This window comes from Hyphomicrobium sp. (assembly GCF_035548195.1).
GTDB lineage: Bacteria > Pseudomonadota > Alphaproteobacteria > Rhizobiales > Hyphomicrobiaceae > Hyphomicrobium_B.
The window spans coordinates 89,163-106,392 of sequence record NZ_DASZTY010000035.1; the positions used below are offsets into that span (position 1 = coordinate 89,163).

The 17,230-nt window shown below is 60.7% G+C and carries 8 protein-coding genes; 6 read left to right on the top strand and 2 right to left on the bottom strand.

All coding sequences use genetic code 11. The annotated features are described in order from the left end of the window. Nucleotides 1-127 precede the first annotated feature (127 nt). From VHB22_RS14070 to VHB22_RS14095, 6 genes are all read left to right on the top strand, one after another. Entirely contained in the window at nucleotides 128-2,572 is a 2,445-nt protein-coding gene (locus tag VHB22_RS14070; protein WP_325457611.1) for a hypothetical protein, read from the top strand. A 157-nt stretch (nucleotides 2,573-2,729) separates the two neighbouring features. After that, nucleotides 2,730-3,308 carry a hypothetical protein gene (locus VHB22_RS14075; protein ID WP_325457612.1) on the top strand — a complete coding sequence of 193 codons (579 nt, stop codon included), beginning with the start codon at nucleotides 2,730-2,732 and terminating at the stop codon, nucleotides 3,306-3,308. A 336-nt stretch (nucleotides 3,309-3,644) separates the two neighbouring features. Continuing rightward, on the top strand, nucleotides 3,645-8,981 hold the full coding sequence (locus tag VHB22_RS14080; RefSeq protein ID WP_325457613.1) for an alpha-2-macroglobulin: 5,337 nt from the start codon (nucleotides 3,645-3,647) through the stop codon (nucleotides 8,979-8,981). 217 nt (nucleotides 8,982-9,198) lie between these two features. Next, entirely contained in the window at nucleotides 9,199-11,265 is a 2,067-nt protein-coding gene (gene pbpC, locus VHB22_RS14085; protein WP_414652746.1) for a penicillin-binding protein 1C, read from the top strand. A 121-nt stretch (nucleotides 11,266-11,386) separates the two neighbouring features. Then, complete coding sequence (locus VHB22_RS14090) at nucleotides 11,387-12,487, top strand: poly(3-hydroxybutyrate) depolymerase (RefSeq protein ID WP_325457615.1); 1,101 nt, start codon at nucleotides 11,387-11,389, stop codon at nucleotides 12,485-12,487. A gap of 94 nt (nucleotides 12,488-12,581) precedes the next feature. Further along, nucleotides 12,582-13,523 carry a hypothetical protein gene (locus VHB22_RS14095; RefSeq protein ID WP_325457616.1) on the top strand — a complete coding sequence of 314 codons (942 nt, stop codon included), beginning with the start codon at nucleotides 12,582-12,584 and terminating at the stop codon, nucleotides 13,521-13,523. A 12-nt stretch (nucleotides 13,524-13,535) separates the two neighbouring features. Here VHB22_RS14095 and VHB22_RS14100 read toward each other — a convergent pair whose 3' ends face one another. Both VHB22_RS14100 and VHB22_RS14105 read right to left on the bottom strand, forming a co-directional pair. Beyond that, nucleotides 13,536-14,513: a glycerophosphodiester phosphodiesterase family protein gene (locus tag VHB22_RS14100; RefSeq protein WP_325457617.1), complete on the bottom strand. Its 978-nt coding sequence runs from the start codon at nucleotides 14,511-14,513 to the stop codon at nucleotides 13,536-13,538. Between the two features lie 6 nt (nucleotides 14,514-14,519). Continuing rightward, complete coding sequence (locus VHB22_RS14105) at nucleotides 14,520-17,210, bottom strand: TIGR02302 family protein (protein WP_325457618.1); 2,691 nt, start codon at nucleotides 17,208-17,210, stop codon at nucleotides 14,520-14,522. Nucleotides 17,211-17,230 lie beyond the last annotated feature (20 nt).

Here is a 17,230-nt window from a genome sequence, read left to right on the forward strand (position 1 = left end):
GCCCGACGGATACCCAACACGCCGATGAACGAAGCGCCTACATTCATCCGCACGATCGAAAACCGTCAGCACTTCGACACGCGCCAGCCGCAGTTGCGACATGAAAAATGCGGACTGGCGGCAGAGTATGGCACCGACCTCCAAAAGCGGGTTGGCGGCAATGAGTTTGGAAGTACCCGAGTTTCGGCGCAAAACGGCGTCGCTGCGCAGCCGCGCGGCGAATGATGAAGACGATGCGCCGTCGCATCCACGGCGTGACTGGAAACGGCTGATCCTTATCGTCGGCCTGGGCGCACTTTCGTGGGTCGCAACCTACGTCGGCATGCTCGAGCTGATCGAAGCCAATATGGGCGAGCTGCCGCTGACGCATCGCGTCATCGTCGGCTTCTCCGTCGCGATGCTGATGACAGTGATCATCTGGCTCCTCGATCAGCTTTTCCGGCCGCAACCTTTCATTACCAAGCTCTCCTACGCGGCCGGATACATCTTCCTCTCGCTGATCTCGATCGGATTCGGATTCGGCTTTTATTGGAAAGTCCTCGAAAGCCGCGGCGAAGCCTCGCGCTCGGCCGAAAGCGCCGTCTCGCAGGTGCAAGACGCCCTGCACGGGGCTTCGACCCGACTAACCCAGTTGCAGGCGACGTTGACGCAACTGACTCAGGTTTCAACCGACAAAGCCGAGCTTGAACGGACGAAAGGCACCTCCTGCCCGAATTCGCGTCCGGGCGATGGCCCGCGCCGCAAGATGCGCGAGGAGGACGCGCAGCGCTTCTCGTTCGCCTCCGAATTCGTCAAAGGCCGCATCGGCGCCGTCAACGGCGACATGCAAGCGCTGAATGGCGATCTCGCTAAAGTCGTATCGGCCGATCCTTCGACGTTCGACCCGAAGACCGGCACCCGTAACGAATTTATGCGCGCGCTAGGGCGCAAACTCGATTTGACGGTAACCGGCTTCAACGCATTTCGCACCGATCCGCAGCTTCGCCAAATTCGTACCGATCTCGCCGATCGCGCCGAACGCACGACCTTTGGCGACGGCAAGAAAATCATTTCGTGTCCTGATCCGCAGTTGCAGATGGCATTGCGCGGCGTCGTAAAGGCGATTGATCAGCTTCCCGAATTGCAGAAGCCGAAAATCGCGGCTGTCGAAGGCTCGGAAGCAACCATAGAAGCCTTTCGTCGCCTAACCGCGACGTTCTACGGCCTGCTCTCATTCAAGATGCCGCCATCGGCCGATGAATTGCGCGAATTGCAAAAGAAAGCCGTTCAGTCCGTCGAAAACCCGCCGAGCGCCGCGTCACGCGCTGCGCTCGACGCCGATGAAGCGTCCGGCCTTTCAAAACGCGATTACGTTCCGCTCGCTGTGGCGCTATTCGTCGACCTTTGTTTGTTCCTCGTGTCGATGGGACAACGGCCAGGCAGCCGACTCGACGGGCTGATGCCGAAAATGAAAGCCGCCGAGCGCGGTCCGGTCATCGATATTCTCACGCGCTTTAATGACATCCATCGCGACAAGCAGATCCGCGAGAACTTCGAGTTGTTCCGGCATGTCGTGTTCGACATGAATGGCGATTACTACGTCGCCGTGCCGCTCGACGCGCCGCCGCGGCTCAATCCTGCCGAACGGGAGGGCCTTCGTGTCGAAGCGCAACTCCTCGCCAATCTCTTCGCAAGCTTCGAACGAGAAAAAATATTCAAGCGCACGTTGCTGCCAACGACGGGCAGCATCCAGAAACGTCTCGCACGCCAAGGTTCCAAATTTGCCGGCTCGGAATCCTTTCGAGTCTATAAGTTCACCAATGGCGCCTGGTCGGACATCATCCTCGGCGCCGTCATGGGCGCCGCCAAGCGCGCCGAAGCACGACAGGCCGACGGAGCGGAGGCTGATACCGATGAGCCTTTGACGACGACGCCGTTCAATCCCTCACGATCGCTCCCGACGGACGCAATCCCGAATGCCAAGGATTTCGAACCGGTCTTCGAATCGACGCGCGACGAGCCCGCTGCCCGCGCGAGCATTGATCCTGAGCATGTCCGGCGGTTCGGTCCTTACGCCGCCGTCTATCGTCCCGAACGGCAACCCCCCATTGCATCCGCCCCACAGGCGCCGCGCGTCCGCAGACCTCCGCCGCCACCGCTCCCGGAAGCCGACGTGACGGTAAAGGCGGCGAACAGTAACGCCGCGGCGATGGACGAAATCTCCCGGCCTCCCCACCCCGAGGCGCGCCCCGCGACAGTCGTAACGATCCCGCAGCCTGGCTTAAATTCTCAGCTGAACCAAAAAGCGAACGCTACCGCCTCCAGGCAACCGCGCGATGGACTAATGGCGCGGATTACACTCGAACGAGAAACGGCGATGTTCAGCCTCCCGGTCAGCGAGGCCGTGATTCCGGCTTCCTTGCGAAACGTTTTCTCGCAAGTCGCTAAACCCTTGGCGCAATTACGGGATACGCAAACAATTGAAGAACGTCCCAGCCGGTCGGAGGAGTTCGCGTTCGGCAACGAAGAAGACCTGCCGTCTGCGGTCGACAAGACGTTGATCCGGCGTATCACCCCTCCGGCCGCCGAATGAAATACTTGGACAGAAAAAGAGATAATGACCTTCGCCATAAATCGAACCGACCGGCAACGCTTGTTTAACGTTCTTCGCGGCTTAATGCATCTGTCGGGACCAGCCGGCGAATGGATCGCCCGGCAGCGGCGATGGGTTGACGATAGGGTATTATCACATGCGCATTTCGACGCCTTCGCGGCTCATGATGATGTCTCGAACGGATAAGGAAACGCGGCTCAAAGACTTCATCGCCGAGAGCCTTGATGCTCTCGCCGAAAGTCCGGGCGCGGCCGGTATCGTAACGGTCATCGCACGGAGCAACGAAAGCCCTGCGGCACGCGCCTTAATCGCGGCATTGTCGGAAGCCCATGGTGCCTCGCTCGATATCCGCGTGATTGTTGCAGACGCACGAACCGAAGATCCGGCGGCGCTATCATTGCGTGACATTGCAGGCGTCGACTGCCGCCTTTTGTCGGACCCACGCTTTGGCGCTTCCCATGAGCAGCTCGTCATCGGTCGCACGCACGTCTGGATCGGCGATTGCCTGCGCCGCGATCCGAACAAGCGCGATGCCTTCGAGCTTTATCACAAAGCCGATCCCATCGCGCGTAAATGCGCAATCATTTCGTTCGAAAGACTTTGGGCGCGCGCGAAACCGCTGATGCCCGCGAAAAATTCCTCTATCCCCTCCGAGCTTATCGCTGCCGGAAAGAACGAGGACAGCGACGCATTTCCGCGGCCGCTTCGCCAGTAGGCGAACGCACAGCAGCAGAACTTGAAATGCCAGTACACGCCTGAGCCTAGCCGACGCGTGGAACGGACGCGGGCATATTAACCGCGTCCGCCGGCATCGAATTTTTTCTCTAAAGTTATCACCGCCTGTCACGGGCCTGATATATTTGCCCGAACATGAGGACCGGTGGAAAAAAAGCGCAAGAATGCGCAAGCTTCGGCAATCCGCAATTTACCGCCGCGCTTCGGCCGTTCGCTCTTGTTGGTCTTTAGGCCTCGCCGTTTGAGCGCGATACTCCGCGCGGGCTAAGCTGAGTGCGCCCATGTGCGCCTTAACCGACTGACAAGGAAATTCACCATGACCGTCTTCGCGCGCCTCGTTTTCGTCACAACGCTTTTGCTGGCGACGATCAACGGAGCAACGGCGGCCGAGAAGGTCTTCCTGCATCATGGAATCGCCGCCGATGCCAAACGCTACGAAGCCTTTTTGAAGGCGAACTGGAAGCCCGAGGGCAAGCCCGCGGCTGTTCTTAAAGCCGAAGCCGACAAGGTATTTGATTCCGATCCGCGCGCCGCATCGCGAAATCTGGCCGCCGCCGTCGTTGAAAACGATAAGGACTGGACCAGCTGGAGCCGCCTGGCAGAAGCGTTGCTCGCGATCAAACCTGACCCCAATGCGAGCAGCGAACGCTACGACCTTCCAATCTACGCATCCGGCGCAGCCTATCGCGGCTACCAGCTCGCGGATGCGACAGCCGATAAGGCTCACGCGCTCTACGTGCTCGGCGAAACGCTGGAGCGCAGGTCCTACTGGCGCCCGGCGATCGACGCCATGAAGCTCAGCCTCGATCTTGCTGACAATCAAACGACCCGCGAAGCCTACGACAAACTTCGCGGTCAATACGGCTTCCGCATGACCGATTACAAAACAGATAACGAAGCGACGCCACCGCGCCTCTGCCTCGAATTCTCCGAGGAATTGAGCCGCACGCAAACAGACGTCGCAAAATTCATCTCGGTCAACGGCAAAGACCCGCAGAACCTAGTCCAGGACAATCGCCAGCTGTGCGTCGAAGGCTTGAAGCACGGCGAGCGATACGTCGTTCAGATCCGCGCCGGGCTGCCGTCGAACATCGGCGAGACTTTGCTTAAAACCTCCGACATCGCAGTCTATGTCCCGGATCGCTCGCCGTTCGTGCGCTTCACGGGCAAAGCCTACGTGCTGCCGTCGCGCGGTCAGCAAGGCATTCCCGTCGTCACCACCAACACCAACAAGATCAACGTCGAGGTTTATCGTATCGGCGACCGCGCGCTCGCCGCGACGCTGCAATCCGGCGACATGCAACGCCAGCTGTCGAGCTATGACGTCGATACCATTCGCGACCGGACCGGTATCAAAGTCTATTCCGGAACAATGGACATCGCCTCAAAGCTCAATGAAGAGGTGACGACCGCCGTCCCTGTTACGGACGCCACCGGCAAGCTTGAGCCGGGTGTCTACGTCATGGTTGCGACGCCGTCGCAGAAATCGAAAACCGACAGCTACGAGCGCGCCACGCAGTGGTTCATCGTCTCGGATCTTGGATTGACGGCATTCACCGGCGGCGACGGCATTCACGCCTTCGTTCGTTCGCTCGCAGAAGCAACCCCTGTCGGCGGAACGAATGTCAAGCTGATCGCACGCAACAACGAAGTGCTGGCGACCGCAACAACCGACGAGCACGGCTACGCCAAGTTCGATGCCGCCATCACCAAGGGCGAAGGTGGATCTGCTCCCGCAATTCTCGTCGCGCAGAAAGGTGAAGGCGAATACGCGTTCCTCGATTTGACGCTCAACGCCTTCGATCTCTCGGACCGTGGCGTCAAGGGTCGCGATCCCGCAGGTCCGGTCGATGCCTACATGTACACCGAGCGCGGCGTTTACCGCGGCGGCGAAGACGTGAACATCACCGCGCTCGCCCGCGATCAGTTCGGTAAAGCCTCGTCTGTTCCGACGACGCTGATCGTCTCGCGCCCCGATGGCGTCGAGCAAACACGCACGATTATGAACGATCAGGGGTTAGGCGGTCGCGACTTCATGCTCCACCTCGCCAAAACCGCAATGACGGGCACTTGGCGACTGTGGTTGCACACCGATCCGAAACAGTCCGCCATCGCCGAGCGTGCGTTCCTCGTCGAAGACTTCGTGCCCGAACGCCTCGACATGAAACTGTCGGCGGATGTGAAAGCACTCTCGCCCGACGAGAACCAGACTATCAACGCCGACGGCCACTATCTCTATGGTCCGCCCGCCGCCGGCCTCGGTCTCGAAGGCGAGGTCGTCGTCAAAGCATCGAACAAAGATGTTCCAGGCTACGCTGGCTACGTCTTCGGTCAGGCCGACGAGTTCGTGAATCCTGCGCGCCAGCCTCTGCCATCGAATCTCAAGATGGACAAGGACGGCAAGGCCGCGATCCCGATAGCCCTGCCGCAACTGTCACGAACGCCGAAACCGCTCGAAGCCGCAATCAGCGTCAAATTGCGCGAAGCCGGTGGCCGCACAATCGAACGCAATCTGACATTGCCAGTCGATCTGAAACTCGAACGCGTCGGCATAAAGCCGCTGTTCGACAACCTGACCGCCCCTGAAGATCAAAGCGCGGGCTTCGACGTCGTGCTCCTCGATGGCAACAACAAGCCCGAGTCGAACAGCAACCTGACCTGGACGCTGACCCGCCTTGACACGAATTGGCAATGGTACCGGCGCGACGGTTCCTGGACCTACGAAGCCGTGACCGTAAAACGCAAGATCGGCAGCGGCCCTCTTTCGATCAACGCCGACAGACCTGCGCGCATTTCGCAAGCCATCCGCTGGGGGCGCTATCGCCTCGACGTCGCGTCGAACGATCCGAACGGCCCGGCATCAAGCATCATCTTCAACGCCGGTTGGTATACATCGGGCGACGCCGTCGACAGTCCCGAGCAGCTCGACGTCGCGCTCGATAAGGACAGCTACAAAGCCGGCGACACCGCCAAGCTCCGCATCGCGTCGAAACTCGGCGGCAAAGCCCTCATCGCAGTTCTCGGCACCGGCCTTCACTTGATGAAGGAAGTCGATATCGCCAAAGGCGGCGGCGAAGTGGACGTGCCCGTCTCCGACACCTGGGGTCCAGGTGCCTACGTCACCGCCCTCCTCTATCGTCCGATGGACGAGGTGCAGAAGCGCATGCCGAGCCGTGCCATCGGCATCAAATGGTTGCCCGTCGATCAGAGCGCCCATCAGCTGAAGGTCGCCCTCACGCTTCCGGACAAAGTCAAATCGGGCAGCAAGATCGACATCCCGCTCAAAGTGAATGGCTTGGCTCCCGGCGAGGACGCACGCGTCGTCGTCGCCGCCGTCGATCTCGGCATTCTCAATCTCACGCGCTATCAGACGCCCGCTCCCGAGGACTGGTTTGCCCAGCAGCAGAAGCTGTCGTTCGAAATTCGCGATTTCTACGGTCGCCTGATCGACGGCATGCGCGCCGACCGCGGCAAGCTCCGCTCCGGCGGCGACGCGGGTAGCCCGGCCATGCAGGGCAATCCAACAGTCGAAACCGTTGTCTCGCTCTATTCCGGCATCGTTCGCGTGAAGGAAGACGGCACCGCGAGCGTCGATTTCGAACTGCCCGACTTCAACGGCACCGTCCGTGTCATGGCGGTTGCGTGGAGCAAGGACAAAGTCGGCCACGGCTCCGGTGACCTGATCGTCCGCGATGCCGTTGCACTTACCGTCGCAGTCCCGCGCTTCATGAGGCTCGGCGACGACGTTAAGCTCGGCTTCGACATGCACAATGTCGATGGGCCATCGGCCGCATACAAGCTGACGCTGTCGAAGAAGGAAGGCGACGACACAAACGAAACGCTGACCTCAATCGCGGACAAGACGGTGAACCTAAAGACCGGCGAGCGGGAGATGCAGCGCATCGACTTCAAGCCGAACGAGCTTGGCCGTTTGACCCTCAAGGCTGTCGTCACCGGCCCGAACGACCTCGCCGTAAAGCGCGAAATGACGTTCGACGTGATGCCGCCCGCAGGGGACATCAAACGGACGACGATCTCGTCGCTGAAGCCCGGCGGCAAGCTGAGCGTCAGCTCGGATCTCGCATACGATCTGATCCCGTCACGGACGCGCATCAATCTGTCGGTCGGACCGGCCGCGCGTCTCGACGTGCCGACGCTTCTGGCCCAGCTTGATCGCTATCCGTACGGCTGCGCCGAGCAGACGGTGTCCCGTGCCATGCCGCTTGTCGTGGCGAACGCACTGGCCGCGCAGGTCGGGATTGCCGAAGACAAAGAACTCAAAGATCGCGTGCAAAAGGCCATCGCGCGCGTCTTTGAAATGCAGGACTCGTCCGGCGCCTTCGGCGTCTGGGGCCCGTCCGATACCGATCTGTGGCTGACGGCCTACGTCACCGACTTCCTGACGCGTGCGAAGGAAGCGCATTACGATGTCCCGCGCGAAGGCTTCAACCGCGCGTTGGATCGCCTGCAAAACTTCATCGCCTATGCGTCGGACTTCGAGAAAGGCGGCGAGGATCGCGCCTATGCGCTCTATGTTCTCGCTCGCAACGCGCGAGCACCGATCGGCGATCTGCGCTACTACGCCGATACGCGCATCGACCGCTTCTCGACTCCATTGGCGAAAGCGCAGATCGGAGCCGCGCTGGCAATGATGGGCGACAAGGAACGCGCCGAGCGCGCCTTCGCCGCCGCAACGGCGATGATGCCGGACGTCACGCCGGACTTCGGCTACCGCAACGACTACGGTTCGAGACTGCGAGACGGCGCCGCGCTTGTAACGCTTGCCGCGGAGACCGGCGTCGCTAAGGCCGATCAACCAAAACTCGCAAGTGTCATCGCCAAGGCTTACGAGTCCCGAAACTACACGTCCACGCAAGAGCAGGCCTGGATGCTGCTCGCCGCCAAGGCCTTGAACGACGAAGTCAAGGCGACGACACTGTCGGTCGATGGCAAGCCATCGTCCGGTCCGGTGCTGCGCGGCCTCACACCCGCCGAGCTGAAAAACGGCGCACTGACGATCACCAACAACGGCGATACCGCCGTCGATGCCGTGATCTCCGTCATCGGCGCCGCCTTGACGCCGGAACCGGCCGTCTCGAAAGGCTTCACCATCGAGCGAAAGGCTTACACGCTCGACGGCAAGCCCGTTGATCTCGCGAGCCTTTCGGGCGGCAAAGCCGACGTGAAGCAGAACGACCGCTTCGTCATCACCGTGAAGGTCACCTCGGATGACGATAGCGGCCGCGTTATGGTCGTCGATCACTTACCTGCTGGCTTCGAGATCGAGAATCCGCATCTTGTCGATAGCGGTTCGATCGCGAGCCTCACCTGGCTGAAATCGACAGCTGAACCGGAGCATACCGAGTTCCGTGACGATCGCTTCGTCGCCGCATTCAATTTCGGAAACATCCGCACGGCGGCGGCGAATCCCAACTCCGATGACGCCGCGATCCCCGGCGATGAGAGCATTGCACTCGGCGGCGGGGGAACACGGCAAAAAACATCGAAGGTCTCCGCAACGCTGGCCTACATCGTGCGCGCTGTAAGTCCCGGTACGTTCATCCATCCCGCGGCAACGGTCGAAGATATGTATCGTCCCGAGCGTTATGCCCGCACCGCCGCCGGCACGTTGACCGTCTCAGCGAAGGAATAGTGGCGTGCAGCGAGGTCTGTTCTCGAAACGCATCGCCTCTCTTATTCCCCTCCCCCCACGCGGGGAGGGGTTAGGGGTGTGGAGAAACACGACCTCAAATGATCCGATAGACCTCAACTCTTCTCACACCCCACCCCCGCCCCCTCCCCGTCAAGGGGAGGGGAGAGGACGCCGCGTCGCAACGCTGAAATGGTTGGCACTTGCAACGTTCGTGACGATGCTTGCCGGTGCGGGCACAGCCTACAGCCTATATTGCAAAGCCTTTGCCGACGCCGGACCTCTGCTGCTCGAACAAGCAAAGGCAACTTCCGTCACCGTCGTCGATCGCAACCATCGCTTATTGCGGGCCTTCACCACATCGGAAGGCAATTGGCGTTTGCCGCTCGATCCGAAAGACGTCGATCCGAAATATCTCAAAATGCTGTTCGCGTTTGAGGACAAGCGCTTCTACAGCCACCACGGCGTCGATCCGAAAGCCGTTGCGCGCGCCGTACTGCAGATGCTCCGCCACGGCCGCATCGTTTCCGGCGGCTCGACACTGACGATGCAGGTCGCGCGCCTGCTCGACGGCAAGCACGAGCGGACGGCCAACGGCAAACTCCGGCAGATGGCCCGCGCCATCGAACTCGAACGCAAACTATCGAAAACCCAAATCCTGGAGCTGTATCTCCGCCTCGCACCGTTCGGCGGCAATCTCGAAGGTGTCCGCGCGGCGTCGCTTGCCTATTTCGGCAAGGAACCGACACGCCTCTCGCTCGGCGAATGTGCGCTGCTCGTGGCTTTGCCTCAGTCACCCGAGCAGCGTCGCCCTGACCGCTATCCCGAAGCCGCTCGCCGTGCGCGCAATCGCGTCCTCGCCCGCGCCGTCGCAGCCCGCGTCATAACGCAAGCCGACGCTGCGAGAGCCAGAACAGAGCGCATGCCGAAGGCGCGTTACGCCTTTCCGATGTTTGCGCCACATCTGACCGAGGAGCAGGTCGCCGCACATCCAAAAGAGCACATCATTCGTCTGACGCTAGACCGCAACTTGCAGGCAAACCTCGAAAAGCTCGTCGCAGAACATGCGCAGCTTATTGGCGACAAGGTTTCCGCTGCCGTCATCGTCGCCAATCACCAAACCGGCGAAATTCTCGCGGAGGTCGGCTCGCCCGGATACATGGATTCGGAACGCCAGGGCGCGGTCGATATGACCACCGCCATCCGCTCGCCGGGCTCAACGTTGAAACCGTTCATCTACGGACTCGCCTTCGAAGCAGGTCTCGCACATCCGGAAACGCTCATCGACGACCGCCCGACGCGCTTCGGCACCTACGCGCCGAAAAACTTCGACGAAAATTTCCACGGCACAGTCTCGATCCGCGAAGCCCTGGAGCAGTCCTACAATATCCCCGCCGTCCGCGTGCTTGCGCGGGTCGGACCAGGCAAGCTCGTCGGCCGCTTCCATCGCGCAGGCGTCGAAGCGCGCTTCCCCGACAAATCCGAACCGACGCTCGCGATGGCCCTCGGCGGCACCGGCCTGACGCTTGAAGAACTGACACAGCTTTACGCAGCGCTGGCGCGCGGCGGCGACAGCATCGCGCTCGTACATCGCTTTGACGAACGCGCCCGAGCCTTGGCAGCAACGCGCGTTAAACCCCTCGTCAACGCACACCGCCTGATGTCGCCGCTTGCCGCGTGGTACGTCACCGACGTCTTGAAGGATGCCCCGCCGCCGCCGAACGCGAAGGGCGGCCGCTTCGCCTACAAGACCGGCACGTCCTACGGCTATCGAGACGCCTGGGCCATCGGGTACGATGGCAAGTATGTCGTCGCCGCTTGGGTCGGAAAGCCGGACAACTCCAGCGTCCCGGGCATCCTCGGACGCACCGCCGCCGCGCCGATCCTGTTCGATGCTTTCGCGCGCATATCGGAGAAGCGCGTTCCGCTGCAAAGCGCACCGGCCAATGCGATCCGCGGAACGAATGCCGATCTTCCCGCCCCCCTCAAACGTTGGCGCGATCCGGGCGACGACCCGGCAACGGGACGTTTCATAGAGCCGCCCGTGCTGATCTCCTTTCCGCCCGATCAATCGGAAATCGAAGAGTCAGACCTCGGCGGCGATCCGCTTGTGCTCAAAGCCGACGGCGGCGCGTTGCCGCTGACCTGGCTCGTCGATGGCGCGCCGATCACATCCGATCCGCACACGCGCGATGTCACCTGGCAGCCGCGCGATCCAGGCTTCGCCAAATTGACCGTCATCGACGCCAATGGCCGCACCGACCGCGTGTCCTTCCGCATAAGATAGCAAGGGCATCGGTGACGTTACGCCAGCGCACACGCTACGCTGCGGTGCATGATAGACATGCTTTTGATTCTTCTTGCGGTGGATGCAAATTGCATCCTCTGATTCGATCGGACTTCGCACGATGACATGCCCCGTCGGGACCTTGGCTCGAACCGTCATTCATATCGCCGCTGCAGCCGTATTGCTTACTCTTGGCGGATGCAAAGAACCCAAGCACGCGCAAAATGTCCCCACGCTTCCGGCTCTCGGCGCAGACGTCAATCAAACAACCGTCTCGGGTATCTCATCCGGTGCTTACATGGCCGGGCAATTTCAAATGGCGCACGCCAAGCGCGTGGTCGGCGCGGCGATCATCGCTGGCGGCCCATATGGCTGTTCGGAAAGCATCTTCGCCAATACTATACCCGGAACGGGGACCGCATTTCTAAATCTCAGTAAAGCCGTCAACGGCTGCATGCTCGACCTCCTCGAAGCCTGGGGCGTCGCCGACCCGGCGGAGCTTGCCAAGAAAGCCGAGGAGCGCGCCTCCAAAGGCGAAATCGATCCCATCGCCGACGTGATGCACGATCGCATTTATCTCTTCACCGGAACGTCCGATCACACCGTCGCCCCATCTATCGTAAGACACGCGGCAGAGTTCTACGCCAAACTGGGTGTACCCGAAGCGAACATCAATCTCGTTTCGAATATCCCAGCGGGACATGCCTTCGTCACCGACGATGAAGGTAATGCGTGCCCCACGTCGGCAGAACCCTATGTCGTCAATTGCAATTACGACCAGGCCGGTGCTTTGCTGAAGCAATTATACGGACCGCTGCAGCCCCGCGCTCAATCTCCCACCGGCGAGTTCATAGACTTCGATCAGAGGCCATTTCTCAAAAACGAAGCCGACAGCGGCCTTGCCGAAACTGGCGTGGTCTACGTGCCAAAAAGCTGCCGTGAGACGCCAGGCTGTCGCGTGCACATCGCCTTTCATGGCTGTGCCCAAAACCGGGAAATCGTCGGAGACACGTTCGTCAAGGAATCGGGCTTCGCGCGATGGGCCGACACCAACCGCCTGATCGTCCTTTTTCCACAGATCGCCGCTTCCCCAATCAACCCGCAAGGGTGCTGGGATTGGTGGGGTTATACCGGCGCTCAGTATCTGACGCGCAGCGCGCCGCAGATTGCCGCAGTAAACCGGATGCTCGACGGCTTGCAAGCAGGCGGGGGAGGCGCGTAAAGCCATTGCGGCTGCGGGGCACGCGGTCAACAGGAATGCCGACGAAATCGATCAATGCCATCGTTCGGCTGAGAGCTCCCGGGGGAAGCAGACCATGTTGATGCGCGAAATATTGAAGACTCCGGCGTGGCCGACATGGCCGCTGGCGGTGCCCGACATTCCGCGAGCCGCAGAGATTACGGCTACAGTCGCCGCGATGGGGCTTCTCGTCGCTTCGGCGGCGCTTCCCAACGATCGCGACTCCGCCCCTGCCGCATCCGCAAGCGCACCCGTTTCAACTGCGCATAATCCGGGACGTGAATCCGACTTCGGCGCCTATCTTGGCGCGCCGTATCACTATCCGAGCGATTTCCATCTCAAGAAGCAGGGCGTCACCGACCTGACGATCCCAAACATCCCTTGGTACACCAAGCCGTTCGAAAACCCGCTTTACTACGGCGTCCGTTTCCAGCGTTGGTTTGAAGGCGGCCTGTTCGGCACGATGCTCGACTTCACGCATTCGAAGGTCTACGCGCCGATGAAGGGCGACCGCCCGTTCGAAGGCACGATCGACGGCAAGCCCGCTCCTGCAACCGCGAAGATCGGCGACTACTTCGACAAGCTCGAATGGACGCACGGCCATAATATGCTGACGCTGAACGGCCTCGTGCGCCTGCCGTCGCTCGGCATCATCTCGCCTTATGCGGGTATCGGCGCCGGTCTTTCATTCCCACACGCCGAAATTCATCTGAAGTCCGACGCGCACCGCACCTACGAATATCAATACACCGGCCCATGCGCGCAGGCTCTGTTCGGCCTGGAGTTCCGCCTGCGCACCGGCTCGATCTTCGTCGAATACAAATTTACGGCCGCAAATTACTGGGGTCCGCTGACAGGACGCGACGGCACTTGGTATCCGATCGACATGTGGCGCCAGTTCTCGCGCTGGTGGAAAGGCGAAGAGCCGCCGAACGGCTGGGCCGGGGCGAAGCTCATCAGCCATCAGGCGATCGGCGGCTTCCTCGTACGCTTCGTGCCAAAGACAGCCACGCAGTAAACCGCAAACGCTCTATCGTTTGAGGATTTGCGCAAGCACCTCGATGCGGTCGGTCGAGATACCGCCCGCGTAACCCTTCGGCAGGCGACGGAAATCGTCCATGCTGTCGATGCCCGTCGAAAATTGTCCGCCCGTATAAGCACCGCTCGCGAACGTCACGGTGTTGACCTTAGCCATGCGCGCATCGAAGCGGTTGGGCCAGCCCCAAAGCCATGGACCGATGTTGCTCGGAATGAGCAGAATGGAATCCCGGCACGACGTGGGCACGTAGCCGCTCCATCCGAGCGCAACATACGTCAGCAAGCACGATTTTATACTCGCGCGCGACATGACGCGAAGGTGAGGCATTTGCTTTTTCAGCGAAGCGATCGGCCGGTCACCGCCGTAGACCATGATGCGCGCGAGTTCCTCCGGTGGGCGCTTTGCGAGCGCATCGGCCAACAGCACGCCTTCCTCGGCATCGTTACTTTTTACGTTGATCAGAAAAGATCGTTGGGGAAATGCGTCGAGAACCTCGTCGAGTAACGGCATCAGCCCGACGCCCTTACCTCGAAAGGGAAACGTCCTTCCGCCATCGGCTGTGTAGCCGTAACCGATATCGAGCTTTTTCAGCTCCGCAAGCGAATGGTTGCGCGTGACCCCGTGGCCATCCGTCCGGCAATCGAGCGTCCAATCGTGAAACACCACAAACTTCTTGTCTGTGGTCGGATGCACATCGATTTCGACGACTGAAGCGCCAAGCGAGAAAGCCGCCTTGATCGCTGGGATCGTATTTTCGAGATAGCCGTGACGCGGCGGGTCGATACGTGACGCCGTGCAGGTATCGTTTTTCAGTCCCACGGTACTGAACGTCTGATGTAGGCCGCGATGCGCGAGCAAGCCCGGTCCGTCAACAGGCGGCGGCTCTAGTGAGCTTGCGTTCGCGACATAAAGAAGGACAACCGATGCGCAAACGATTGCCGCCGTCGCAAAGTATTTGCCCTTCCGCATCTCGCCTCAGAACCGCTTCAACAGCCGATCGATGTAATCGAGTTCTTCCTGCGGACGCAGACTGTCGCCCGACCGTTTCCGCAGCTCTTCGAGAATTTCGCGCGCCCGCTGCGCGTCGATGGCGTCAGGTACTTTCACCGATGTCCCGAGATCGGGACCCTGCGCCCGCTGCGGCCGTCCGAGCGGATCGCGCGGAGAATTACCGCCGCGGCCGATCCGCTGCTGTGCATTCTTTTGCATCTGCTCGGCCATCTGCTGCGCGCTCTGGCGCATCTGCTCCAACGCTTGGCCCTGCTGATTTCCGGCTTCATCGAGATCGTTCTGCTTCAAAGCCTCTTCGGCTTTACCCATTGCATCCTTGGCGTTGCCAAGTTTATCGGGATCACCCGCGCCCATCTGGTCGAGTTGCTTTTTCAGCTCGTCGAGCTGCCTGCGCAGTTCGGCCTGGCGGTCCTGGAGGCTGCCCTGGCCGCGTTGCTGCCGTCCAACATTGTTGCCGCTAGAGCCTTGCTCGCCTTCGCCTTGTTGTCCGCCGCCCTGCCTGTTCGCATCCATGCCTTGCTGGCCGCCCTGCGGACTGCGGCCCTGCTGACCGGGACCACCTTTTTGCGGCCGGCCCTGTCCGTTGGGATCATCCTGCGAGCCACCTTGCGGCTGCTGACCTTCCTGACGCCGCTGCTCGCCGAACGTGTCATCCATCAGTTGCTGTTGTTTGCGCGCGAGATTATCGAGCTCATTGAGCTTCTTCATCATCTGCTCGGCGCGCTGCTGCTGAGCGCGCGCCTCCGGCGAATTGGCCGCCTGCAGACGGTCCATCAATTCGCGCAACTGCGACAGCATTTGCTCGGCTTCTTCCCGCGAGCCTTGCTTTGCGCTCCGCTCAAGATCCTTCATCATCTGATCGAGATCTTGCTGGCCCAGCTGCTGCATTTGATCGTTCTGCTGCTGGTCCCCAGACGGATTGTTCTTCTCCGCGTTCTTCTGCATCTGGTTGAGATAATCGCTCAGACGCTTTTTGAGTTCGGCCAAAGCATCTTGAATCTCTTTGTCGTCGCCCTTCTTCAGCGCGTCGGAAAGCCGGTCTTGCGCATCTTTCAACGCACGTTCCGCTTGCGAAAGGTTACCGTCCTCGACTTGCAGCGCGATCTGCCAAAGCTCGTCGACCGACTCTTTCAGCGCTTCGCGCGTGCCTTCACGATCCAGGCGATGATAGATCGCTCGCAACCCGAGATAGACGGACGTGTCGGTGATGAAGCCTTCCGGCTCCAGCGTCAGGGCATCTATCCCTTTGACGACCATCGGTCGATTACGGGAATCTTCCGCGAGCTTGCGGCGTTGTTCGATCAGCGCACGCGCCAGCGGATTTTTAAAGTGCCTCGACGGCAGCACGATCTCGATCGGTTTGCTCTTGCCGATTTGCCCGCCGACGTCGGTAGCTTCGAGCCAGAACTTGACACGCTGCCCCGCCCACGGATGCTCACCAACTTCGAGCAACGTGGACGTATCGACTTGCTTTGCACCGGGACGCGGAATCCTGAGGCTCAGAACCGGCGGACGTTCCAGCGGCAGACGAGGCCCAGTCAACGGCGGAGGCCGCGCCCATGATTTCGTCGGATCGCCCGGCTTCGGCGGCAAGAGCTGCAGTTTCACCTGCGCACTGGCGACGCCATAATCGTCGGAGGCTTTGTAGGATACCCGCATGGAGCCGCGCGGTGTGGCACTGATGGCCTTCGTCATCGCGATCTTCGGCAGCTCATCGACAACGACGTCGAATGTCCACTCCCCGAGTTCCCGCGAACCGGCGAGCGCCCTGATCCGCGAAGACTTGCGCAACTGATACCTGACCTCAGAGACGTTTGAGGTATCGCCAGCCTTGCGCTTCTCGGCATGAATCGTGACGGCCTCCGGCGCGCCATCGCTCAAGACCTCTAAAGACACGGCCGTCGAACCAAAACCGACGCCTCTAAGCGTCAGCAAGCTACGATCAGGCACCTCGAAGAAACGCTTTTCTTTGCCATCTTCGGTCATCGCCAGCTGCGATCCGTCGGAAAGCAAAATCGGCGGCAGCGCGGTATAAGGCGGCGGCGTGACCCACGCATCGACGCGCGTTGGTGCCCCGGTACCCGTGACCCCGAACCGAAACGCAGACGCGAGGCGATCACTCAGGCTGCCGCCTACAAGGAGAGCGGCGGGGATGAGCAACAAGAGCAGAAGCCCGCGCACAGCCCACGGATCGAAACGGTCCGTCCTGGGCTTCGGATTACCGACGCGAAGGCGTGCGATCGCACGGGCAAGACGTTCGCGATGCGCCTGCCAAAGCGCGGCCGTCGAGACATTTTCAGTACCGAAGGAAAGCGTATCCTCGTAGGAAGTTGCGGGACGGTGCGGAATACCCGAGCGTTTCTCGATCCGCCGGATTGCTTCGTCGCGCGTCGGCCAAGGCGCATAAACCGCGTAAACCACCGCAGCCACGGCCGCGAGACCGAACGCAGCGAGCACCAGCTTATGGATGCTGCCGTCGAGATACGGCCAAACGCCCGCGAACGACAGTAATGCAAAAAGCAGCGCGAGGCCGATCAACAGCCAGAGACGCGGCCATAGACGTTCGAAATAAAGGGCAAGCGTACTAAGGCGAACTTTGCGGGCAAAAGATCGCGAAAGCGCGGAATTGGTATCCGTGTCTCTAGGGTCAGCCATTACACCAAGATTAACATGGG